19 protein-coding genes and 1 pseudogene are annotated in these 20,628 nt (G+C 69.7%); 7 read left to right on the top strand and 13 right to left on the bottom strand.

Going from position 1 to position 20,628, the window contains the following annotated elements; translation table 11 throughout:
* The first annotated feature begins 164 nt into the window (after nt 1-164).
* Both AMK34_RS03575 and AMK34_RS03570 read left to right on the top strand, forming a co-directional pair.
* Nucleotides 165-986, top strand: coding sequence for a hypothetical protein (locus AMK34_RS03575; protein WP_038513892.1), 822 nt, complete (start codon nt 165-167; stop codon nt 984-986).
* Nucleotides 987-993: 7 nt separating this feature from the next.
* The gene (locus AMK34_RS03570; protein WP_083649727.1) at nt 994-1,449 is read left to right on the top strand and encodes a hypothetical protein; all 456 of its coding nucleotides are present in this window, start codon (nt 994-996) and stop codon (nt 1,447-1,449) included.
* A 501-nt stretch (nt 1,450-1,950) separates the two neighbouring features.
* On the opposite strand, the gene AMK34_RS03565 is transcribed toward AMK34_RS03570, so the two are convergent.
* Nucleotides 1,951-2,775 carry a tRNA (adenine-N1)-methyltransferase gene (locus tag AMK34_RS03565; RefSeq protein WP_007035384.1) on the bottom strand — a complete coding sequence of 275 codons (825 nt, stop codon included), beginning with the start codon at nt 2,773-2,775 and terminating at the stop codon, nt 1,951-1,953.
* A gap of 58 nt (nt 2,776-2,833) precedes the next feature.
* Entirely contained in the window at nt 2,834-3,985 is a 1,152-nt protein-coding gene (locus AMK34_RS03560; protein WP_052120516.1) for a M50 family metallopeptidase, read from the bottom strand.
* 128 nt (nt 3,986-4,113) lie between these two features.
* Between AMK34_RS03560 and AMK34_RS03555 the strand changes: the two genes are divergently transcribed.
* The 3 genes from AMK34_RS03555 (at nt 4,114) to AMK34_RS03545 (ending at nt 6,805) form a co-directional block, all read left to right on the top strand.
* A complete protein-coding gene (locus tag AMK34_RS03555; RefSeq protein ID WP_038513898.1) occupies nt 4,114-5,007 on the top strand; it encodes a RecB family exonuclease in 894 nt (297 codons plus the stop codon).
* A 9-nt stretch (nt 5,008-5,016) separates the two neighbouring features.
* Nucleotides 5,017-5,802, top strand: coding sequence for a thioesterase family protein (locus AMK34_RS03550; RefSeq protein ID WP_073842872.1), 786 nt, complete (start codon nt 5,017-5,019; stop codon nt 5,800-5,802).
* Nucleotides 5,803-5,869: 67 nt separating this feature from the next.
* Nucleotides 5,870-6,805, top strand: a complete 936-nt coding sequence (locus tag AMK34_RS03545) for a ParA family protein (protein ID WP_037337476.1) — start codon at nt 5,870-5,872, stop codon at nt 6,803-6,805.
* A gap of 71 nt (nt 6,806-6,876) precedes the next feature.
* Here AMK34_RS03545 and hisG read toward each other — a convergent pair whose 3' ends face one another.
* The 5 genes from hisG to AMK34_RS03520 form a co-directional block, all read right to left on the bottom strand.
* Nucleotides 6,877-7,722 (bottom strand): ATP phosphoribosyltransferase, encoded by an 846-nt coding sequence (hisG, locus tag AMK34_RS03540; RefSeq protein WP_038513903.1) that lies wholly within the window; start codon nt 7,720-7,722, stop codon nt 6,877-6,879.
* Nucleotides 7,723-7,754: 32 nt separating this feature from the next.
* Nucleotides 7,755-8,018: a phosphoribosyl-ATP diphosphatase gene (locus tag AMK34_RS03535; protein ID WP_016334149.1), complete on the bottom strand. Its 264-nt coding sequence runs from the start codon at nt 8,016-8,018 to the stop codon at nt 7,755-7,757.
* A gap of 72 nt (nt 8,019-8,090) precedes the next feature.
* A complete protein-coding gene (locus AMK34_RS03530; RefSeq protein ID WP_038513907.1) occupies nt 8,091-8,582 on the bottom strand; it encodes a methylated-DNA--[protein]-cysteine S-methyltransferase in 492 nt (163 codons plus the stop codon).
* A gap of 14 nt (nt 8,583-8,596) precedes the next feature.
* Nucleotides 8,597-10,060 carry an AlkA N-terminal domain-containing protein gene (locus tag AMK34_RS03525; RefSeq protein WP_073842870.1) on the bottom strand — a complete coding sequence of 488 codons (1,464 nt, stop codon included), beginning with the start codon at nt 10,058-10,060 and terminating at the stop codon, nt 8,597-8,599.
* 56 nt (nt 10,061-10,116) lie between these two features.
* A complete protein-coding gene (locus tag AMK34_RS03520) occupies nt 10,117-10,797 on the bottom strand; it encodes an HAD family hydrolase (protein WP_038513912.1) in 681 nt (226 codons plus the stop codon).
* A 178-nt stretch (nt 10,798-10,975) separates the two neighbouring features.
* On the opposite strand from AMK34_RS03520, the gene AMK34_RS03515 reads away from it, so the two are divergent.
* Complete coding sequence (locus AMK34_RS03515) at nt 10,976-11,875, top strand: PAC2 family protein (RefSeq protein ID WP_037337460.1); 900 nt, start codon at nt 10,976-10,978, stop codon at nt 11,873-11,875.
* Nucleotides 11,876-11,959: 84 nt separating this feature from the next.
* Here AMK34_RS03515 and AMK34_RS43095 read toward each other — a convergent pair whose 3' ends face one another.
* From AMK34_RS43095 to AMK34_RS03505, 3 genes and pseudogenes are all read right to left on the bottom strand, one after another.
* On the bottom strand, nt 11,960-12,784 hold the full coding sequence (locus tag AMK34_RS43095; protein WP_198941658.1) for a metallophosphoesterase family protein: 825 nt from the start codon (nt 12,782-12,784) through the stop codon (nt 11,960-11,962).
* A 138-nt stretch (nt 12,785-12,922) separates the two neighbouring features.
* Nucleotides 12,923-14,038, bottom strand: a pseudogene (locus AMK34_RS43090) (MFS transporter); the annotation flags it as partial.
* Nucleotides 14,035-14,613 (bottom strand): helix-turn-helix domain-containing protein, encoded by a 579-nt coding sequence (locus tag AMK34_RS03505; protein WP_038513919.1) that lies wholly within the window; start codon nt 14,611-14,613, stop codon nt 14,035-14,037. The pseudogene AMK34_RS43090 and the gene AMK34_RS03505, both read right to left, overlap by 4 nt.
* A gap of 259 nt (nt 14,614-14,872) precedes the next feature.
* Here AMK34_RS03505 and AMK34_RS03500 point away from each other — a divergent pair, with 259 nt between their 5' ends.
* Nucleotides 14,873-16,480, top strand: coding sequence for an ABC-F family ATP-binding cassette domain-containing protein (locus AMK34_RS03500; protein ID WP_073842866.1), 1,608 nt, complete (start codon nt 14,873-14,875; stop codon nt 16,478-16,480).
* 72 nt (nt 16,481-16,552) lie between these two features.
* Here AMK34_RS03500 and mshC read toward each other — a convergent pair whose 3' ends face one another.
* From mshC to AMK34_RS03485, 3 genes are all read right to left on the bottom strand, one after another.
* Complete coding sequence (mshC, locus tag AMK34_RS03495) at nt 16,553-17,791, bottom strand: cysteine--1-D-myo-inosityl 2-amino-2-deoxy-alpha-D-glucopyranoside ligase (protein ID WP_073842864.1); 1,239 nt, start codon at nt 17,789-17,791, stop codon at nt 16,553-16,555.
* A gap of 75 nt (nt 17,792-17,866) precedes the next feature.
* Entirely contained in the window at nt 17,867-18,631 is a 765-nt protein-coding gene (locus AMK34_RS03490; protein ID WP_073842862.1) for a MerR family transcriptional regulator, read from the bottom strand.
* Nucleotides 18,632-18,650: 19 nt separating this feature from the next.
* Entirely contained in the window at nt 18,651-20,606 is a 1,956-nt protein-coding gene (locus AMK34_RS03485; RefSeq protein WP_073842860.1) for a vWA domain-containing protein, read from the bottom strand.
* Nucleotides 20,607-20,628: the final 22 nt, after the last annotated feature.

The raw sequence follows: 20,628 nt of genomic DNA, 5'->3' as shown, positions 1-20,628 counted from the left end.
CGGAATACCCGGCTCCGTCCGGGTGCAAACGGGTTTCGGGTCTCAGTTCGGCCCTAATCGAGCGGCGATCCGGCTCGATGGCTAGCATCGGGCGACGTTCGCCGGGGAGGCGGACCCGCAGGTCATGTTGAGCATTTTCGCGGAACAGCTAGGGGGCACCAGCCATGACATACCCGCCGCAGCAGCCCGGCGGCTACGGACAGGATCCGTACGGCCAGCAGGGCGGGTACCCGCAGAGCGGCCCCCAGCCGCAACAGGGATACCCCGGTGCCGGCCAGTACGGACAGCAGGACCCGTACGGCCAGCAGCAAGGTGGTTACCCGCAGAGCGGTCCTCAGCCCCAGCAGGGATACCCCGGTGGCACGCAGCAGTTCGGCCAGCCGGATCCGTACGGGCAGCAGGGCGGCTTCAACGCGTACCCGCAGGAAGGCGGTTACGGCGGCGGAGAGCCACCCAAGAAAAAGAAGACCGGCCTGATCGTCGGCATCGCGATCGGCGCGGTCGTGCTGGTCGGTGGCGGTGTCACCGCACTGGTCATCGCGCTGAACTCCGGCGACGACAACCCGGTCGCTGCGCCGCCCTCCAGCAGCGCCGCTCCGTCGGAGGCCCCGTCCTCGTCGCAGAAGCCGAGCTCGACGCGCACCAGGTCCAGCTCGCCGAGCACGTCGTCGACCAAGAGCTCCGGCCCGGCGCCGGGCGGCAAGGCCACGCCGCAGGAGGTCTTCGAAGGCGCCGCGACTTCCTATAGCGCGGGTGACAAGAAGACGTTCCTCGACCTGATCTGCCGTAGCGAGAACACCAAGGACGAGGGCAAGCCGCTCGACCCGATCAAGCTCGAGATCATCGAGCCCGCCAAGGAAAGCGGCGACCGGGCGACGGGGCGTTACCGCGCCACCCAGGGCACCAAGACCGCGGAAGGCACCATCACCGCGGCCAAGGAATCGGACCTGTGGTGCCTCAAGGACATCAAGGCCGACAAGAAGTGACCTACCCGTGACGGTGAGCCACAAGCTGACCGCCGTCGCGGTGGTTTGCGGCGCGGTCGTGGCCGGGGTCGTGGTGGGGCTGCTGCTGGTGGCCCCGTCCGGCTCCGACCCGGCCGCGTCGAGCAGTGTCACGCCCGAGCAGCGGCCGGGTTCGTCCCGTCCGGTGCCGGTGGATCCGGACGTGGCCGCGGTCGAGGTCGCCGGCAAGGCGATCGCCGCGGCCATCGTCAACCACGACGCGACCGCGTTCGGGAAGCTCACCTGCGTCCAGCAGTCGTCGGCCGATCTGGCCGAGCTCGGCCGGAAGTGGGCGGCTGCGGGGAAGGTCACCGCGACCGTCCCCGATCCGCCGTCGGTCAGCGGCGACTCCGCCTCGGTGACCGTTCACGTCGAGGGTGCGGGCGGCCAGAAGGACACGCCGTTCCCGCTGAAGAAACAAGACGGCAAATGGTGCGTGAAGTAGGCATCGGCCCGCGATCCGTGAAGGACCCCTTCCTCGCGCCTAGTGTCCTGCGTCAGAAGTTCGTGCCTTAAGTCCGTATCGGTGTCCAGTCGTGATGCGTGTGGGCTGGGTCGTGAGTGATAAAGAGCGTTCTAACGCGTTTTATCACTCACGACCCCTTCGACAAATCGGGCATGTAGACATCAATCGGACATTCAGCCGTCGAAGAGCGTCCCTGCGGGCATTCACGGCACGTCCCCCTCATCGCATGCGACGAAGGGCGCTTTACCCGCGTCCCATGCGGTGAAAGGCCCCTTCAGCCACCCCGAGGCCAGAAGAACCCAAGACACGACTGGTGTCCTTTGTGGACATAATCCGGTCGAGCCTCTGCCAACCGCCCCGTTCGAAGATCCGGTCCGAATCACCAAGAGTGGCACCGACCAGCGCTTATACGACTTTGCCGGTGCCCTGCGTCAGGTGCCGGGAAAGGGTCCTTCAGGCGAGCACGGCCACCAGTATCGATCAGCCCTTGCCGGAGCGACGGTGAACCCGCGGCGACACGGTCCCGTCCGCCAGACGGCGTGCCGTCAGCAGGAACGCGGTGTGCGCGACCATCCGGTGGTCCGGCCGCACCGCGAGACTCACGACGTGCCACGGCCGCATGAGGGTCTCCCACGACTCCGGCTCGGTCCAGCACTGCTGGTCCCGCAGGGCTTCCGTGATCCGCGAAAGCTGTGTGACCGTCGCCACATAGACCGTGAGCACGCCGCCGGGCACCAGATGCGCGGCGACCGTCTCCAGCTGGTCCCAAGGCGCGAGCATGTCGAGGACGACGCGGTCGACCTCACCGGTGTGCGTCGAAAGGTCCGCGACCGTCAGCGACCAGTTGTCCGGCTTGTGGCCGAAGAACTTCTCCACGTTCCGCTCGGCGTGTTCGGCGTGGTCGTCCCGGATCTCGTAGGACTGCACGGTTCCTTCCGAACCGACCGCACGCAGCAGCGAGCAGGTCAGCGCGCCGGAACCGGCGCCCGCCTCGAGCACCCGCGCGCCCGGGAAGATGTCGCCCCACATCACGATCTGCGCGGCGTCCTTCGGGTAGATCACCTGCGCGCCACGCGGCATCGACAACACGTAGTCCGGCAGCAGCGGGCGCAGCGCCAGATAATGGCTGCCGCCGGCCGAAGTGACGACCGAACCCTCCTGCGCACCGATCACGTCGTCGTGCGCCAGCGCGCCGCGGTGGGTGTGATATTGCTGTCCTTCGGCGAGCACCATGGTGTAGTGCCGCCCTTTGGAGTCGGTCAGCTGAACCCGGTCACCAACACGAAACGGCCCACGGACCGACACTGAACCTCCATAGCCGCAAACTGATCGACGACCGATCCTCGCAGGTGGCCTAGCCGCGCTACGCCGGGGGTCGGCTCCGGGTCATCGCGGCGCGCAGGTCCTCCCGCCGGAGCACCCCCGCGGGCCTGCCTTCGTCGTCCACGACGAGGAACTGCCACGCGGCGGTTTCCCTGACCCGCTCGGCGATCTCCTCCCCCGACTCCGAGGAGAGCAGCACGGTGTCGGCGCGGATCGGCTCCGCGGCCATCTCCGCGGGCGCGTGCGGTGACGTCCCGGCCAGTTGCGCGGCGGCCGTCTCGTCGAGAAGCCCGGCGGCGACGCCGTCGGCGCGCACCAGGACCACCCCACGGCCCGCCGAAGCGGCCAGCGCGTCCGAGACGGGGCTTTCCGCGGGAAGCTGGAGAACGGGCCGGATGAGTTCGCTCAGCCGTACGCCTTCCGGCCAGCCTCGGCGTGTTTCGGCGGCGAGTTCGCTTCGCGCGCCGAGGACCACGAACCACGCCGTCACGACGCAGACACCGAGGCGGAGCCAACGGTCCTCGCTGCCCGCCGCCAACCCCCACAACGCCCAGACGACCAGTCCCGCCGCGACGACACCGCCGCCGACGACCGCCGCGCGCGTGCCCTTCTCGCGGCGTCCCGTGGCGGCCCAGACCCCGGCGCGGACGAGCCGTCCGCCGTCGAGCGGAAGTCCGGGAAGGAGGTTGAAGATCCCGACGGCGAAGTTCGCGACGGCGCATTCGGCGATGAGCAGCCAGGCGGCGCTTTCCGGCGGGACGGCGAACATCAGCAGCCCGCAGAATCCGCCGAGCAGCAACGAAACGACCGGTCCCGCGGCGGCGACGAGCCCTTCCTGCCGAGGCTGGCGGGGAGTCCTGGCGACCTCGGAGAGGCCGCCGAGCAGGAACAGTCGGAGGCGCCTGACCGGGATACCGAGGCGCAGCGCGACCAGGCAGTGCCCGAGTTCGTGCGCGAGCACCGACAGTCCGAGTAGGACCGCGAACGCGGCGGCCAGCAGCCAGGAGGTCAGTGTGGTGACTCCGGGCAGGATCCGGCCGACCAGCGGCGTGTAGAGCACCACGATGATCAGGGAGCCGATCCACCACGAAGGGGCCAGCAGCACGGGGATCCCGGAGACCCGGAACAGCAGGAGCCCACCCTCTGGTGCCACGCCTCGTCGAGGCGGGCCCTGCTCACCCGTCACCGCCATGTGTCGAAGAGTAGATGCCCAGGTGTGGGGTGCCGGTAACCCGCCCTTCCCGTCCGGGTGGTGTCGGTCATGCCGCTCCGGTGCGTCGCGGTCCCGGAACTGTCGGTGCCCGGCGATACGCTTCCCCCATGCCCGACACCGACACGGTCACCGCCGATCCGCCGCCCGGCGCCGAAGTCCCGCGCCGTCGGCCGGCCCTGTCCCCGTCGCGTGCCAGCGACTTCAAGCAGTGTCCGCTGCTCTACCGCTTCCGCGCGGTCGACAGACTCCCCGAGATCCCGACGAAGGCCCAGCTGCGCGGCACGCTGGTGCATTCCGTGCTGGAGCGCCTGTTCTCCCTTCCGCAGGCCGATCGCACCCCTCCGCAGGCCAAGGAGCTGCTCGCGCCGGCGTGGGAGGAGCTTTCCTCGGAACGTCCGGAGTGGATCGACCTGTTCGATCAGGAGGACCCCGACGCCGTCACCTCGTGGCTCTCCTCGGCCGAGCAGCTCGTCGACACCTACTTCGGCCTCGAGGATCCGCGTCGCCTGGAGCCGGAAGCGTGTGAGCTGCACGTCGAGATCGAACTGGGCTCCGGAGTGCTGCTCCGGGGCTACGTCGACCGGCTGGACGTGGCGCCGACCGGTGAGATCCGCGTCGTCGACTACAAGACCGGTGCCGCGCCCCGCGAGATCGGCGAGGCCAAGGCGATGTTCCAGATGAAGTTCTACGCCGTGGTCCTCTGGCGGCTTCGCGGTGTCGTGCCGCGCCAGCTGAAACTGATGTACCTCACCGACGGGCAGTCCCTGGCCTACACACCCGACGAGGGCGAGCTGATCCGCTTCGAGCGCACACTGGAGGCGATCTGGCAGGCGATCCTCAAAGCGGGCAAGACCGGCGACTTCCGGCCGAACCCGAGCAAACTCTGCGCGTGGTGCGATCACCAGGCCCTCTGCCCGCAGTACGGCGGCACTCCCCCGCCGTACCCGGGCTGGCCGGAACCGGATCCCGGCGAGGAGTCCGTATTGGACCGTGCGGATTAGGGTGCGTATGTGACAGAAGCGTTTTACGTGCCGTCAGGTGACGGCGTCTTCCTCCCGACCCCGCACACCGCCGGCCCGTGGACCCCGGATGCGCAGCACTTCGGGCCGCCTTCGGCGTTGCTGGTCCGCGCGCTCGAAGAGGTCGAGGCGCCGCACGCGAGCCAGCTGGCACGGGTGACGGTCGAGATCCTCGGGCCCGCGCCGTTGAAGGAGCTGTCGGTACGGGCCCGGGTGGAACGGCCGGGCCGGTCGGTCGAGTGGCTGACGGCCGAGCTCTCTCACGGCGAGCGGGTCGTCGCCCGCGCCTCGGCGTGGCGCATCGCGACGTCGGACACCACCGCGGTGGCCACGGCGGATGCTCCCACGCTGCCGTCGCCGGACGGCCTGCCCGCGTCGAACTGGCCGGAGGGCTGGCACGGCGGATACCTGGAGGCCGTCGAGTGGCGCAGCGTCAAGGGCGCACTGGACGAACCCGGCCCCGCGACCGTCTGGGGAAGGCAGCGCGTCGCGCTCGTGGACGGGGAGAAGCCGAGCCCGCTGCAGCGGTTGTTCGTGCTGGCGGATTCCGGCAACGGGATCTCGAACTTCCTGGACCCGCGGGAGTGGTGGTTCATCAACTCCGAGCTGACGGTGCACCTCCGCCGCCCGCCCCTCGGCGACTGGATCGGCGTCGACGCGGCCACCCTGGTCGGCCCGAACGGGATCGGCACGGCGACCACGACACTGCACGACACGTCGGGGCCGATCGCCTCCGGGGCGCAGGCCTTGCTGGTGCGGCCGCGACAGGCGGGCTGATAGACGCGCTTTCTCGGCGGGTTTCCAATAGCCTTCCCGGAACAACAGACACAGGGAGCGCTTCGGCATGCAGATCACCTCGGTGGTCAACCAGAAAGGCGGGGTCGGCAAGACCTCACTCAGCGTGGGCGCGGCGGCCGCACTGGCCGAACGCGGCCGCCGGGTGCTGCTGATCGACCTCGACCCACAGGGCCACGCGACCACTGAACTCCTCGGCTTGGACGAGGTGGCACCGGACATGCCCAGCCTCGCGAAAGCCCTGACCAAGGTGTGGAAGGGCCCGATCGAGGAACTCGTCGTCCGGCATCCGCGCAGCAACCTCGGGCGGGGCGGCGCGTTCGACGTCATCCCGACCTCGCCGGGGATGTTCGACCTGATCCGGCGGCTGGACCAGTTCCGGGTGCCCGGCTGGCAGCTGGCCAGGGTCATCCAGTTCGCCAACTACGACCACATCATCATCGACTGCCCGCCCGCACTCGACGTGCTGACCAACAACGCGCTCGCCGCTTCGCACGGGATCCTCGTGCCGGTGCAGCCGGACCGGACGAGCATCCGCGCGCTGCGCCTGCTTTCGGACCAGGTGCGTTACGTCGAACAGACCGTCGGCCGTCCGCCGATCGCCTACTACGGTCTCGTGCCAGGGCTGTACCGCCGCCCGATCTCGCATTACGCGGCCGCGGCGTTGCAGGAGCTTTACGCGTTCGGGATCCCGATGCTGTCGCACGTCCCGCTCGGCGTCGTGATGAACGAAGCCGCCGCGCACGGCGTGCCGGTGACGACGTACGCGCCGGAAACGCTGCAGGCATTGTCGTTCCGGGAGATCGCGGAGACACTCGACGGCTACCTGCGGAACCATCCGGCCGCGGCGATCGTGCCCGCGGACGAGGAGTTCGTCTTCGAGGATTTCATCACCGAGGTCTCGGTGACTCGCAGCGCGAAGGACAACGGGGCGCGCAAGAAGCTCTACGACCTGATGCCCAAGAAGCCCAACCGACCCCGCTAGCCAACGCCATGAAAGGTCCTTTCCTTGCAAAATTTGCAAGGAAAGGACCTTTCATGGCGTCTGGAGCGAGGTCAGAGGCGGCAGGCCCGGATGTCCGAAGCGAGGACGGCCTTGGCGCCGGTCTCGGCGAGTTCGTCCATGATCCGGTTGACCTCCTTGCGCGGCACCATCGCCCGCACGGCCACCCAGTCTTCGTGCGCCAGCGGCGCGACGGTCGGCGATTCGAGGCCCGGCGTGATCGCGATGGCCGCGTCGAGCAGCGACCGCGGGCAGTCGTAGTCCAGCATCATGTAGTGCTGGGCGAAGACGACACCCTGCAGCCGTGCCTTCAGCTGGTCCTTGGGCCGGGTGTGCTCGGTGCCCGCACGCTGCAGCAGCACCGCCTCCGATACGCAGATCGGGTCGCCGAAGGCCACGAGGTTGTGCTGGCGCAACGAACGCCCCGACTCGACGACGTCCGCGATCGCGTCGGCCACGCCGAGCTGGATCGAGATCTCGACGGCGCCGTCGAGGCGGATGACCTCCGCCTCCACCCCGTGCTGCTTGAGGTTCTCGCGCACGAGCCGCGGGTACGACGTCGCGAGCCGCTTGCCCTGCAGGTCTTCGGCCCGCCACTCCCGGCCCGCCGGCGCGGCGTACCGGAAGGTGGAACCGCCGAAGCCGAGGCCGAGGATCTCCTCGACCGGGGCGCCTGAGTCGAGCGCGAGGTCGCGGCCGGTGATGCCGAGGTCCAGTTCGCCGGATCCGACGTAGATCGCGATGTCCTTGGGACGCAAGAAGAAGAACTCGACCTCGTTGACTGTGTCGAGGACGGTCAGGTCGCGGGCCTCATGTCGCTTGCGGTAGCCGGCCTCGCCGAGCATCTCCGTCGCGGCGGCGGCGAGGGCTCCCTTGTTCGGCACGGCGACACGCAGCATTGCTTCTCCTTGGTTCTCCGGACGCGAACGCGTCACAGGTACCGGTACACGTCCTCTGTCGACAGTCCTCGGCCGAGCATGAGCACCTGTACGCGGTACAGCAGCTGTGAAATCTCCTCGGAGAGCCTGTCGTCGGATTCGTGCTCGGCGGCGATCCACACCTCGCCCGCCTCTTCGAGCACCTTCTTGCCCTGCGCGTGCACTCCCGCGTCCAGCGCGGCGACGGTGCCGGAACCGTCAGGGCGCGTGCGGGCGCGCTCGGCAAGCTCGGCGAACAGCTCATCGAAGGTCTTCACGGTCTGGAGATCCTTCCATCCGCGCCCGCGTCGCGCTGCCCCGGGCCGGTGTGTTGCCGCTCGCGTCACACTTCAGAACAGCGCGGCGCCGCCCCGTTCGAAGTCGAGCAGGTGCCGTTTCCGTTCGACACCACCGCCGTAACCGGTGAGATCGCCGTTGGAACCGATCACGCGATGGCAGGGCACGATGATGCTGATGGGGTTCTTCCCGTTCGCGAGCCCGACCGCGCGCGACGCGGTGGGCCTGCCAAGACGGTCGGCGAGCTGACCATAGGAAACCGTCTCGCCATATGGGATGCCGAGCAGGCCTTCCCAGACCATCCGCTGGAATTCGGTGCCGCCGAAGCTCAGTGAAAGATCGAATTCCTTCCGCTGTCCGGCGAAGTACTCCTTCAGCTGCTTCTCGGTGTCGGCGAAGATCGGCGCGCCCGGGTCCGGATGGCCGAAGCTCTCCTCGGCCGGGCGGTGCCGTTGCTGGACCATGTAGACCCCGCAGAGGCTTTCGCCGTCCGCGACCAGGGTCAGCTTGTCGTACGGGCTGTCGATGACGGTGTGCGTGCGCATGGCGCTCCTCGGGCTCAGGCGGCGGGCAGCCGGTTGATCGGGTGATCTCCGGTCGCCCAAAGGTGCTGGACGGCGTAGGCGCGCCACGGACGCCAGCGTTCGGCGTGCGCGGCGAACGCCGCCGGGCCGAGCCCGAACCCCTTCGCGGCGACTTTGACGCCGAGGTCGGTCGGCAGGAAGGCGTCGGGGTCGCCGAGCGAGCGCATCGCGATGCTCTCGACGGTCCACGGGCCGAAGCCGGGCAACGCGTGTAGCCGCTCCCGAGCGAACTGCCAGTCACTTCCCGCGCCGAGGTCGAGCCCGCCGTCGTTCAGTTCGGCGACGAGGCCGAGCAGGGTCCGCTTGCGGCTCTGCGGCATGGCGAGGCTTTCCGGGTCGATTCCCGCCAGCGCGGCGGCGTCCGGGAAGACGTGGGTGAGGCCACCGTCCGGATCGTCGACGGGCTCACCGTGCGCGAGCACCAGCCGGGCGGCATGGGTCCGCGCGGCCGCGGTGGACACCTGCTGACCGAGGACCGCGCGGACGGCGAACTCGTCACCGTCGACCGTCCTCGGCACCCGCCTACCGGGCGCCGCGGCCACGAGCGGGCCGAGCAGCGGGTCCGCGGCCAGGGCTTCGTCGACCGCGGCCGGGTCGGCGTCAAGGTCGAGCAGACGGCGGCAACGGCTGATGGCGGTCGAGAGATCCCGCAGATCCGACAACGTGAGCCGGCAGCCGATGTAACCGTCTTCCGGCTTGAGCGCGACGACGGCCGCGCCGTGCGGGAGCCGCAGCGTGCGGCGGTACGCGCCGTCGCGCCATTCCTCGACACCGGGGACACCGGTCGCGACGAGATGCCCGAAGAGGTTGTCCGGGAACAGCGGCTTCCGGTACGGCAGGCGCAGGTTGAGCGTCCCGGGCGCGGTCGCCGGCGCGGTGCGGACACGGGCGCGCAGTTCCGTCGGGGACAGGGCGAAGACCTCACGGACGGTGTCGTTGAAGGTCCGGACGCTGCCGAACCCCGCCGCGAGGGCGACGTCGATCATCGACAGGCCGGTCGTCTCGATCAGCAGCCGCGCCGTCTGCGCCCGTTGCGCACGGGCGAGGCTGAGCGGACCCGCGCCGAGTTCGGCGCGTACGTGCCGCTCCACCTGCCGGACGCTGTAACCGAGCCGGGCGGCCAGCCCGCTCACGCCGTCGGTGTCGACGACGCCGTCGGCGATCAGCCGCATCGCCCTGGCCACCAGGTCCGCGCGCTCGTTCCACTGCGGTGACCCGGGGCTGGCGTCCGGGCGGCACCGTTTGCAGGCACGGAACCCGGCCTCCTGCGCGGCCGCCGCGCTCGGGTAGAACGTCATGTTCTCCGGCTTCGGCGGGACGACCGGGCAGCTCGCCCGGCAGTAGATCCGCGTCGTCAGGACGGCGGTGAAGAACCAGCCGTCGAACCGGGCGTCCTTCGCCTGGACCGCCCGGACGCAGCGTTCGAAATCCTCATGCACCAGGCCAGCATCACCGACCGCACCGGGTGCGGTCTAGCGGAAATGCGACATGGCGGTCAGGGCAGGAGCGCGGTCAGCGCCGGCACGTCGAGCCCGACCAGCGACGAACGGAACACCCGCCGCTCTCCCGGTTCGACGTCGACGTCGTTCGGGATCACCACCACCGTGCAGCCCGCGGCGGCCGCGGAAGCCGCGCCGGGCGGTGAATCCTCGATCGCCACGCACCGGGAAGCCGGGACTCCCAGCAACTCCGTGGCCAGCTGATACGGCCTCGCGTGCGGCTTGTTCAGACCATCGACCTCGTCACCGCAGACCGTGGCGGCGAAGTACTCACGACCGATGGTGTTGAGCGCGAGTTCGGTCAGCGACCGTTCGGTGGAGGTGACCAGCGCCATCGGGACACCGTTGGCGCGCAACAGTTCGAGCAGCTCCTGCGCGCCGGGGCGCCACGGGAGGGGGCCGTCGAAGAGGTTGGCCGTGCGGCGGCGGATCCACTCCCCCATCTCGGCGATCGACTCGGGCGTCACGGGCCTGGCGCACACTTCGAGGAGGAACGCGGCCGTGTCGTCCATATTGGACCCGACGAGACTCAGGCGCTGTTCCTCGGTCAGGCTGCCGCCGAGGCTTTCGACGGCCTCGTAGAGCGCGACGTCCCACAGCTTCTCCGAGTCGACCAGCGTGCCGTCCATGTCCCACAGCACGGCGGCGAGTCCGTCCGGTGTGGACGGTTCGGTCACGGCTCCCCCTCACGTTCGGTCAGGCCTTCCGGAGCCCACGGTAGCCGAGACGGATTCACGTCGACGGCCAGGTGGTTGCCCGAAATGTCGCATTGCGTCGGCTCCGCGCGGTTCGCCGCCACGAAACGCCACCGGACATGCCCAACGGCGCACGGCCCCCTGGTCGTAGGCTGGTCCGGTGAGTGAGCCCGTCGACGAGACCCAGCGGCCCGGCCGCGACCACCCGGATGACACCAAGCCGATCATGATCGTCGCCTTCGAAGGATGGAACGACGCAGGTGACGCGGCCAGCCGGGCGGTCGAGCATCTCCAGCTCAACTGGGATGCGACCCCACTGAGCGAGCTGAGTCCTGACGAGTACTACGACTTCCAGGTCAGCAGACCGACCGTGCGCATGGTGGACGGCGTCACCCGGCGGGTCGACTGGCCGACCACGCGGCTCTCGGTGTGCCGCCCGGAGGGCTTCAGCCGGGACATCGTGCTGGTGCAGGGGCCCGAACCGAACATGCGCTGGCGCGCCTTCTGCGCCGAACTGCTGGAGCACATCCAGCAACTGGAGGTCTCCACCGTCGTCACCCTCGGCGCGCTCCTGGCCGACACCGCGCACACCCGGCCCGTCCCGGTCACCGGGACGGCGTACGACAAGGACACCGCTTCGCAGTTCGGGCTGGAGCTGAACAACTACCAGGGGCCGACCGGCATCGTCGGGGTCCTGCAGGACTACTGCGTGCAGGCGGGTGTCCCGGCGGTCTCGATCTGGGCGGCCGTGCCGCACTACGTCTCGCATCCGCCGTCGCCCAAGGCCACGCTGGCGCTGCTGCACAAACTGGAGGACGTGCTCGACGTCGAGATCCCGCTCGGCGCCCTGCCCGAGCAGGCGGAGGAGTGGCAGCGGACGGTCACCGAGATGGCCGAGGAGGACGAGGAGATCAGCGAGTACGTCCGGGGGCTCGAGGAGCGCGGCGACGCGGAGACGGAGTTCACGCTGGACGACGTCAGCGGGGACAAGATCGCGGCCGAGTTCGAGCGGTACCTGCGGCGTCGCCGTCCCGGCCAGGACGGCCCCGGACGAGGCTGAGCGCGTCCCTTCAAGCGCTATGAAAGGTCCTTTCCTTGCAAATTTTGCGAGAAAAGGACCTTTCATAGCGTTCGGGACAGGGCCTCAGAAGATGCGCCGCAGCGGGATCGGCCCCCGCGCCCGCTTCCGCCACTCACGCGGATAGCCGAGCGAGACCTCTTCGAAGCGCACGCCGTCCGCCTCCGTGGAGCGCGGGATGTGCAGATGCCCGTAGACGGCGACCTCGGCACGGAAGCGCAGGTGCCAGTCCTCGGTCTCGGTCGTCCCGCACCACAGCGCGAACTCCGGGTAGTACAGCGGTTCGGTCGGGTGGCGGTGCAGCGGCCAGTGCGACATGAGGATCGTCCCGTGGTCCTCGGGGATCGCCTCCAGCCGCTCCGTGCTGATCTTCACCCGGTCGGCGCACCACGCCTGCCTGCTGGGATACGGATCGGGGTGCAGGAAGAACTCGTCCGTGCACAGCACGCCGGCCTCACGCGCCTGCTCGATGGCCGCCAGCATCGGCAGCCCGTCGGCCAGCGGGGTCCGCCAGCTGTAGTCGTACAGGACGAACAGCGGCGCGATCGTCAGCGGCTTCTCCTGGTGCTCCCACACCGGATACGGGTCCTCCGGGGTGAGGACGTCGATCTCGCGGCAGCGTTCCACCAGATGCTCGTAGCGCGCCTGTCCGCGCAGCTGACATTCATCCTTCTGGGTGGTCCACAGCTCGTGGTTGCCGGGTACCCAGACGACCTTCGCGAAACGTTCGCGCAAGGTCTTGAGCACCCGGATCACGGATTCGGCGCGTTCGGCGACGTCACCGGCCACGAGCAGCCAGTCGTCGGGGGTCCGGGGGACGACCTCGTCGACGAGCGGGGCGTTGCCCTCATGGGTGACGTGGAGGTCGCTGGTGGCGAAGAGATGCGGCACTCCACCACCGTAGCTCCACCCGGTCCGGGGAATCGCCGGAATTGCCTTACCGCGCAGCCTTCCCGACGCCGACACGCCCAGCACGATCAACGCCGAAAGGGTGTGCAAACCCGCCTGGACGTTCAGCAAGACCCCCGTGCCCAGCACGTTCAGCAGCCAGCCGGTCAGCAAGGCGCCCAGCGCCGTGAACCCCGCGGTCCCGGCGAAGACGGTGCTCAGCACGCGACCGGAGCGGGCCGGCGACGCGGCGGTCTGGACCAGCGAGAGCAGCCCGGATCCGGCGAGCACCCCGGGGGCGCCGACCAGGCCGAAGAGCCCGATGAAGACGCCCAGCGAAGCGGTCAGCGCGGGTAGGTTCCAGATCACCGCCGACAGCACGCCGAGCGCGAGCCCGCCCCAGCCGAGCAGTGCGGCGGGTGCGACCTTGCGGGCGACGGTGGCGACGGCGAATCCAGCGGCCAGCCCGCCGAGCGCCTGTACGCCGCGCAGGAGGCCGACGTCGCCTTCGGTGCCGTCGAGGATGTCGAGCACGAAGACCACGAACAGCACCAGGAACATCCCTTGCGCCAGCGACGTCAGGACCACGACGACGCCCGCGAGGCGAAGGCGTCCTTCGCGGCCGATCTCGCGAAGCCCGTCGAGCCACGCTCGCCACACCGGCTCGTGCGGTCCGGCCGCTTTCGGCGCCGCGACACGATGGAACGGCCGCGCCAGCAGGGCGGAGCCGATCACCAGCACGCCGAGATAGGCGACCACGACCCAGCCCAGGCCGCCGAACCCGAGCAGGAGACCGCCCGCCCAGCCACCGGCGAGCCGCGCGACGCTGCCGTTGATGCTCATCAGGCCGTTGGCGCCGACCAGCTCGCCGGGCGGGACCAGTTCGGGGACGAGCGCGTTGCGCGCGGGCTCGAACAACGAAGCCAGGCCCGCCTGCGCGGCCATCACCGCGTAGATCACGTGGACCGGGCCGCCGGACGCGACGAACAGCAGCGGCAACGCCACGAACGCCTGTCCCGCGCACACCACGCACAGCACCAGCCGCCGGTTCCAGCGGTCCGCGATCACGCCGGCGACCGGGCTCAGCAGTACCGCGGGCACCAGGCCCAGGACGATGCTCAACGCCGTGGTGGCCGCCGAACCCGTCGCCTGGAAGACGAACACCGGCAGCGCGATCTGCAGCATCCACTCGGCGGTCTCGGAGAAGAACGCGGCGATCCACAACCGCGCGAACGCGGGTTCCCTCAACGGTTTCATCTGCCCGGTTTCCCCTCGGCGTCGATGCGGAGGAACGCCCGCAGTCCCAAGTGGACCGGGAGCGCCTCCGCGGGAGCGTCTTCACGGATCGCGCCGACGTAGGGCCGCACGAGCGCGTCGATCCGCTGGACCAGCTCTTCCAGCTCGGCGGCGGTCACCCGCAGCGAGTAGTTGTTGATCCCCGACGCGTCCCGCCACTCCTTGCCGAGCCGGTCGGCGGCGTCGAGATAGCGCTCGGTCAGCTCCTTTTCCCGCGCGAGGGTGGTGCCCACGACCGCCAGCTGCGCCCCGTGCAGCTCCGGGTCGTCACCGAACTCGATGCCGACCTGGCACGCCCGCCACGGCCGCTCCCGCCCGTCCTCCCCCTCGACCCGCTCCACGAGACCGTGCCGCGCCAGCTGACGCAGATGCCAGCTGCAGTTCGAGGCGGTCGAGCCGACGGCCGCCGCGCACTCGCTCGCGGTCCGCGGGCCGACCGCCATGAGGTGGTCCACCAGCGCCGAACGCAGCGGATGCGCCAACGCCCGCATCAGCTCGACGTCTTCGATCCGCTTGCGCGGCGGTAACCCGGCCATCGCCCGATCCAATCTGAAAGAAGTCTTTCGAAAGTTCTCTTTCAGATTCACAGGCGGCCGCCGCGCTGTCAAGCGAGTCACGTCTCGGCGCACAAAAGGGGGTTGACTAATGCTACTGGTGTTGCGTTAGACTCTCCGCATCATGGACAACTGACATCGCACCTTCACCGTTCCGAGGCGGCTCCGGTCGAGCACAGCTCCCGTAAGCCACGAAGCCCGGCGGGGTTCCCCCATGTCCGAAGAAACACGGTGATGTCGTATGTCTCTTTCCCTGATCGCCAAGGACCTCGTCCACTCCTACGGTGCCCGCGTCGTCCTCGACGGCGTGAACCTGACGGCTTCGGCCGGGCAGCGGCTCGGGCTGGTCGGCGAGAACGGCGTCGGCAAGTCCACGCTCCTGCGCCTGCTGGCCGGAGTGGAAGAGCCGCAGGGCGGCGAGGTGCTCCGCGGCGACGACCTCGGATTCCTCTTGCAGGAGTTGCCGTTCCCGTTCACGGCGCGGTTCTCCGACGTCATCGACGACGCGCTCGCCGAGATCCGGCGAGCGTCGGCGAGACTCGACGAGCTGACCGCGGCGCTCGCCCGGCATCCGGACGACGCCGCCGTGCTCGACGAGTACGGCACGGTGCTCGAATGGGCCCAGGCGCACGACCTGTGGGACGCCGACCGGCGCGCCGAGGTCGTGTGCGCGGGGCTCGGGCTGGCCGGGATCGATCCGGCGCGCGAACTGGGCACGCTGTCGGGCGGCCAACGGTCGCGGCTCGGCCTCGCCGCGTTGCTGATCCGGCGGCCGGGCACCCTCGTCCTGGACGAACCGACGAACCATCTCGACGACGCCGCGATGGAGTTCCTCGAACAGCATCTCGCTTCGCTGACCGGTGTCCTCGTGCTGTCGTCGCACGATCGCGTGTTCCTCGACGCGGTCTGCACCGACATCGTCGACCTCGACCCGGCGCTGGGCGGCCCGACCCGGTACGGCGGCACGTATTCCGACTACCTGGACCAGAAACGGGCCGAACGGGCGCGTTGGGAACAGCGTTACGCCGAGGAACAGGACGAGCTCAAGGAACTTCGTGAGTCGGTGGCCGTCACCGCGCGCAACGTCGCGCACAACCGGCCGCAGCGCGACAACGCCAAGATGCTCTACGACTTCAAGACCGGGAGGGTGCAGAAGCAGATCTCACGCCGGGTCCGCAACGCTCAGCTGCGGCTGGACGAGCTGGAACGCGATCAGGTGCGGAAACCACCCGCGCCGCTGCGGTTCCAGGGCGATCTGACCGGCGAGCCCGGTGAGGGGAAGACGGCGATCTCGGTACGGGACATCGAGATCGCGGGACGGCTGCGGCTGGCTACCTTGGATGTCACGACCACGTCGAGGCTCCTGATCACCGGCGGCAACGGCGCCGGGAAGTCGACGCTACTGTCCGTCCTCGCCGGCTCGCTGACCCCGGACTCCGGCACCGTCCTTTCCGGACGCGGTGTGCGGATCGGCCTGCTGGCACAGGACGTCGTGTTCGCCGAGCCGGAGAAGACCGCGCAACGGACCTACGCCGAAGCCCTCGGCGAGGACGCTCCCCCGTTGCGTGGGCTGGGTCTGCTGGCCCCGCGTGATCTCGGGACCCGGGTGGGCGCGTTGTCAGTCGGGCAGCGACGGCGGCTCGCGCTGGCACTGCTCATCGCCGACCCGCCGGAGGTGCTCCTGCTGGACGAGCCGACGAACCACATCTCGCTCACCTTGGCCGAGGAGTTGTTCACCGCGCTCGATTCCGCGCCGGGTGCCGTCGTCATCGCGTCGCATGATCGATGGCTGCGGCGCGATTGGGCGGGCGACCACCTTCGGCTGGAAGCAGGTCGCGTCGCCGTGTAGGGCGTTATACGGATGTCAGGAAAGGGTCGTTCAGGACGAAAGATGTCCTGAACGACCCTTTCCTGACGTTCCTCAGAGCTCGATGCCGAGGAGTGCGTCGACCGCGTTCCGGATCAGCCCGGGCGCGGCGGGGTCGGCGCCGGAGCGGTTCAGCGCCTGCTCCACCCAGGCGTCGACGGCCGCGAGCGCCTTGGGCGTGTCGAGGTCGTCGGTGAGGTGGTCACGCAGCCGCGCGACGGTGTCCTCCGCAGCCGGGCCCGTGGCGAGCGAGACCGCGTCACGCCAACGCGCCAGCTGTGCTTCGGCATCCGCGTGCAACTGTTCGGTCCACGGCCGGTCCTCGCGGTAGTGGCCGGCGAACAGCGCGAGCCGGATCGTGCCGGGGTCGACCTTGTCGGCGCGCAGCCGCGAGACGAACACGAGGTTCCCGCGCGACTTCGACATCTTCTCGCCGTCGAGGCCGATCATCCCGGCGTGCACGTAGTGCCGCGCGAACGGCCTGTCCCCCGCGACGGCCTCCGCGTGCGCGGCGCTGTACTCGTGGTGGGGGAAGATCAGATCCGAGCCGCCGCCCTGGACGTCGAAGCCGAGACCGAGCCGGTTGACCGCGATCGCGCTGCACTCGATATGCCAGCCGGGCCTGCCCTCGCCCAGTTCGGACTCCCACGACGGCTCGCCCGGCCGCGCCATCCGCCACAGCAGCGCGTCCAGCGGGTGCTGCTTGCCGGGACGGTCCGGGTCGCCGCCGCGTTCGGCGAAGAACTTCGCCATGGTCTCGGCGTCGTAGTTCGACTCGGAACCGAAATGCCCGGTCGCGTTGTGGTCGAAGTAGATGTCCGGGTACTCCGCGTCGTCCGCGCGGTAGGCGCTGCCGTTGGCCAGCAGTTTGGCGATGACCTCGACGATCTCAGGGATGCTCTCGACGGCCCCGACGAACTGCCGCGGCGGCAGCACCCGCAACGCGGTCATGTCCTCGCGGAACAGCGCCGTCTCACGCATGCCGAGGACGACCCAGTCGTCCTTGTCCCGTTCGGCGCGCTCCAACAGGGGCTCGTCGATGTCCGTCACGTTCTGCACGTAGTGGACTTCGTGCCCGGCGTCCCGCCACAGGCGGTTCACCAGGTCGAACGTCAGGTACGTGGCCGCGTGCCCCAGATGGGTGGCGTCGTACGGCGTGATGCCGCAGACGTACATCCGGGCGGTGGGCCCGGGCGCGGTGGGACGGATCTGTCCCGTCGCGGTGTCGTGGAGCCGCAGCGGACGGGGGGTGCCGGGGATACGGGGCACGTCGACCGATGACCAAGTCTGCATACTCCGACTGTAAGCGGAGCCGCCGCGCCGTTCCCGCCCGGTGGGAGACGAACACGGCCGGAGTAACCGGACCCGCTATCCGGCGGCCCGGTCCGCGTTGGCGTACACGGCGTCCCGGATGTACTCGCCGAGGCCTGGCCGCTGGTCCGGCTCGCGCACCAGGAAGCCGAGCTGGACCGGTTCGGTCGCGTACAGCCGGGCGAGCTCCCGGTGCGTCGTGAGGTCGCAGTCGCCCATGAACGCCGCGAGCATCCGGCGGTGTTCTTCGGCGAGGTCCATCGCCGGGGAACTGTCGGCGGGCGCGCCGGAGTCGAAGACGGCGAGCAGCCGCCGGACCCAGTCCTCCCGGCTCTTTTCCGCTTCGAGCCATTCCTCCTTGGACCGCGGCCTGGCCGCCGCCCGCCACTGCGGGGTATCACCCCAACGACGGACGGCCTCCTCCGCGTAGCCCTCCGGCTCACGGAACTCGCCGAAGACCTCGAACCGCTCTTCCGGGGTCAGCGCGTTCCCGGCCTCCTTCGCCGCGATCACCCGCTCGACGGATTCGGCCATCCGCGTCAGCTCGCCGATCCGGTCGGCGAGCAGCGCGCGCTGACGCCGCAGGTGCTCCAGCGCGTCCACGCCCGGGTCTTCGATCACCTTCGCGATCGTTTCGAGGCCGAAGCCGAGTTCCCGGTAGAACAGGACGCGCTGGAGGCGGTCGAGGTCGTCGTCGCTGTAACTCCGATACCCCGCGGCCGTCCGCCCGCTCGGGGACAGGAGGCCGATCTCGTCGTAGTGGTGCAGCGTGCGCACGGTGACGCCCGAGAGCGCCGCCACCTTCCCGACCGGATACCCCATCGGGCCAGCGTAGGCGAGTTCAGCGCTTCCTGGTCCGCAGGTAGTCGCCGACCACGGCGGCACCGAGCCCGTCGAGGTCGGGAGCGACCACCCGGCCGCCGGAGCGGCGGGCGAGCAGGTCGACGAACTCCGTCAGCCGCGGGTCGTCCCCGAGCCGGAACACCGTCACCGACGCGCCCAGCTTCGCCATCCGGTCCACTTCGGACAGGGTCTTCAGCAACGTCCTCGGCTGGGGCGGATAGTCGAATTCCGCCGATCCGTCCGGTTCCAGATGCGCGGTCGGCTCGCCGTCGGTGACCATCAGGACCACCGGCTGCGCGTCGGGATGCCGCCGCAGATGCCGCCCGGCCAGGAGCAGCGCGTGGTGGGCGTTGGTGCCCTGTTCCCAAGCGCCTTCCAGGCCCACCAATTCGGCCAGCTCGACCGATGTCGCGTAGCGGCCGAAGGTGATCAGCTGGAGAGCGTCGTTGCGGAACCGGGTGCTGATCAGCTGGTGCAGCGCGAGCGCCGTCCGCTTCATCGGCAGCCAGCGGCCCTCCTGCACCATCGACCACGAGGTGTCCACGAGCAACGCCACCGCCGCGCGCGACCGGTGCTCGGTCTCGATCACCTCGACGTCGGAGACGTCCATCCGGACCGATCGCTCCCCCACCGAAACCGAGCGCAGGACGGAGTTGCGGACCGTCCTGGACACGTCCCACGGCTGCATGTCCCCGAACCGCCACGGCCTGGTCGCGCCGGTCGGCTCACCCGCGGCCCCGGCGGATTCGGTCTCCCGTTGCCCGGTCTTGCCGCGCAGCGCGTGCACGACGTCTGCGAGCGCCGTCTCGCCTAGCCTTCGCAAAGCCTTGGGAGACAAACGAAGCGTGCCATCGGGAGCACGTTCGAAAAGCCCTTGCCGCCGCAGCTCGCGTTCCAGTTCGGACAGCCGCCGCGCGTCGACCCCGGCGTCCGGCCCGAGCTGGCGTTCCAGCGCGTCGACGTCGATGTCCTCCAGCCTGGCGCCGGGATACGACTGGCCGAGCTGCTCGGCCAGCGCGTCGAGTTCGGCGAGATCGGACATCGCCCGGGCACCCTCGCCGAGGCCCATCGGATCGTTGCCACGGAACCGTTCCGAAGACGTCCAGTCCTCACCGGGCCGCAACGCCCGCAGCTGAGCATCCAAAGTGGACAGTTGCTGCGCCAGCCGGGGGTCGCCGAACGCCTGCTGGGACAGTTCGGCCAGTTCGGCCCGCTGCTCGGGAGTCATCGAGTTCAGCATCCGCTGCGCGGCCGCGGCACGGGCGGCGAGGACGTCGATCAGCTCCTCGACGTTCTTCGGGTTCTCCGGGAAGAACTCGCCGTGCCGACGCATGAACTCCGCGAACCGTTCAGGGACGTCCTCACTGCCCTGGGCGTGCGCGGCCAGGAGGTCGTTGAGATCGGCGAGCATACGGTTCGCCTGCTCGACCTGTTCCGGCCCGGCGTTCCGCAGTGCCTCCTTCATCCCTTCGAACCGGGAATCCAGCAGCTCACGGCCGAGCAGGTCGCGGATCTTCTCGTAGTTCTCCCTGCCCTCCCGCGAACGCCAGTCGTACTCGGCGAGTTCGCGCACCGCCGCGGCCGTTCCCGGCGGCAACGCGTCCAGTTGCGCCTCGCGGAAACGGGCGTCGTCGTCCGGATCGGGGAACAACTCGCGCCGCTCGGCCTCCAGCGCCTGGTCGAGAAGCCGCTGGACCTCTTGAAGTGTGCCGTCGAGCCGGTGCCGCCGCTGGATCTCCGACCGGCGCTGCCAGAGCCGCCTGGTCAGCTCGTCGAGCCCCGCGGTGCGCGGGGTGCCACGCCGCAGCAGCTCTTCGAGCGCGGATCGGGGCGACGCGCCGGCCATGACGTCGCGGCCGATCTCGTCGAGCGCGTCCCGCAGATCGGCGGGCGGTGCCAGCGGATCGGGACCGTCGTGCCACGGCCCGTACGAATACCCCTCCGGCTGTGTCATCGCCGCCTCCGCGGGAAAAAGT

Origin of the sequence: Amycolatopsis sp. CB00013 (genome assembly GCF_001905755.1) — a bacterium.
In the GTDB taxonomy this organism is placed as follows: domain Bacteria; phylum Actinomycetota; class Actinomycetes; order Mycobacteriales; family Pseudonocardiaceae; genus Amycolatopsis; species Amycolatopsis japonica.
The sequence above is the reverse complement of the archived record's forward strand: the minus strand, read 5'-3'. Positions and strand labels throughout refer to the sequence as shown.

Coding starts and splice junctions, on each gene's coding strand:
- AMK34_RS03575 (WP_038513892.1), top strand. CDS start 165: ATGACATACCCGCCGCAGCAGCCCGGCGGCTACGGACAGGATCCGTAC.
- AMK34_RS03560 (WP_052120516.1), bottom strand. CDS start 3,985: ATGGCGGTGACGGGTGAGCAGGGCCCGCCTCGACGAGGCGTGGCACCA.
- AMK34_RS03555 (WP_038513898.1), top strand. CDS start 4,114: ATGCCCGACACCGACACGGTCACCGCCGATCCGCCGCCCGGCGCCGAA.
- AMK34_RS03545 (WP_037337476.1), top strand. CDS start 5,870: ATGCAGATCACCTCGGTGGTCAACCAGAAAGGCGGGGTCGGCAAGACC.
- hisG (WP_038513903.1), bottom strand. CDS start 7,722: ATGCTGCGTGTCGCCGTGCCGAACAAGGGAGCCCTCGCCGCCGCCGCG.
- AMK34_RS03530 (WP_038513907.1), bottom strand. CDS start 8,582: ATGCGCACGCACACCGTCATCGACAGCCCGTACGACAAGCTGACCCTG.
- AMK34_RS03505 (WP_038513919.1), bottom strand. CDS start 14,613: ATGGCCGGGTTACCGCCGCGCAAGCGGATCGAAGACGTCGAGCTGATG.
- AMK34_RS03500 (WP_073842866.1), top strand. CDS start 14,873: ATGTCTCTTTCCCTGATCGCCAAGGACCTCGTCCACTCCTACGGTGCC.
- mshC (WP_073842864.1), bottom strand. CDS start 17,791: ATGCAGACTTGGTCATCGGTCGACGTGCCCCGTATCCCCGGCACCCCC.
- AMK34_RS03490 (WP_073842862.1), bottom strand. CDS start 18,631: ATGGGGTATCCGGTCGGGAAGGTGGCGGCGCTCTCGGGCGTCACCGTG.
- AMK34_RS03485 (WP_073842860.1), bottom strand. CDS start 20,606: ATGACACAGCCGGAGGGGTATTCGTACGGGCCGTGGCACGACGGTCCC.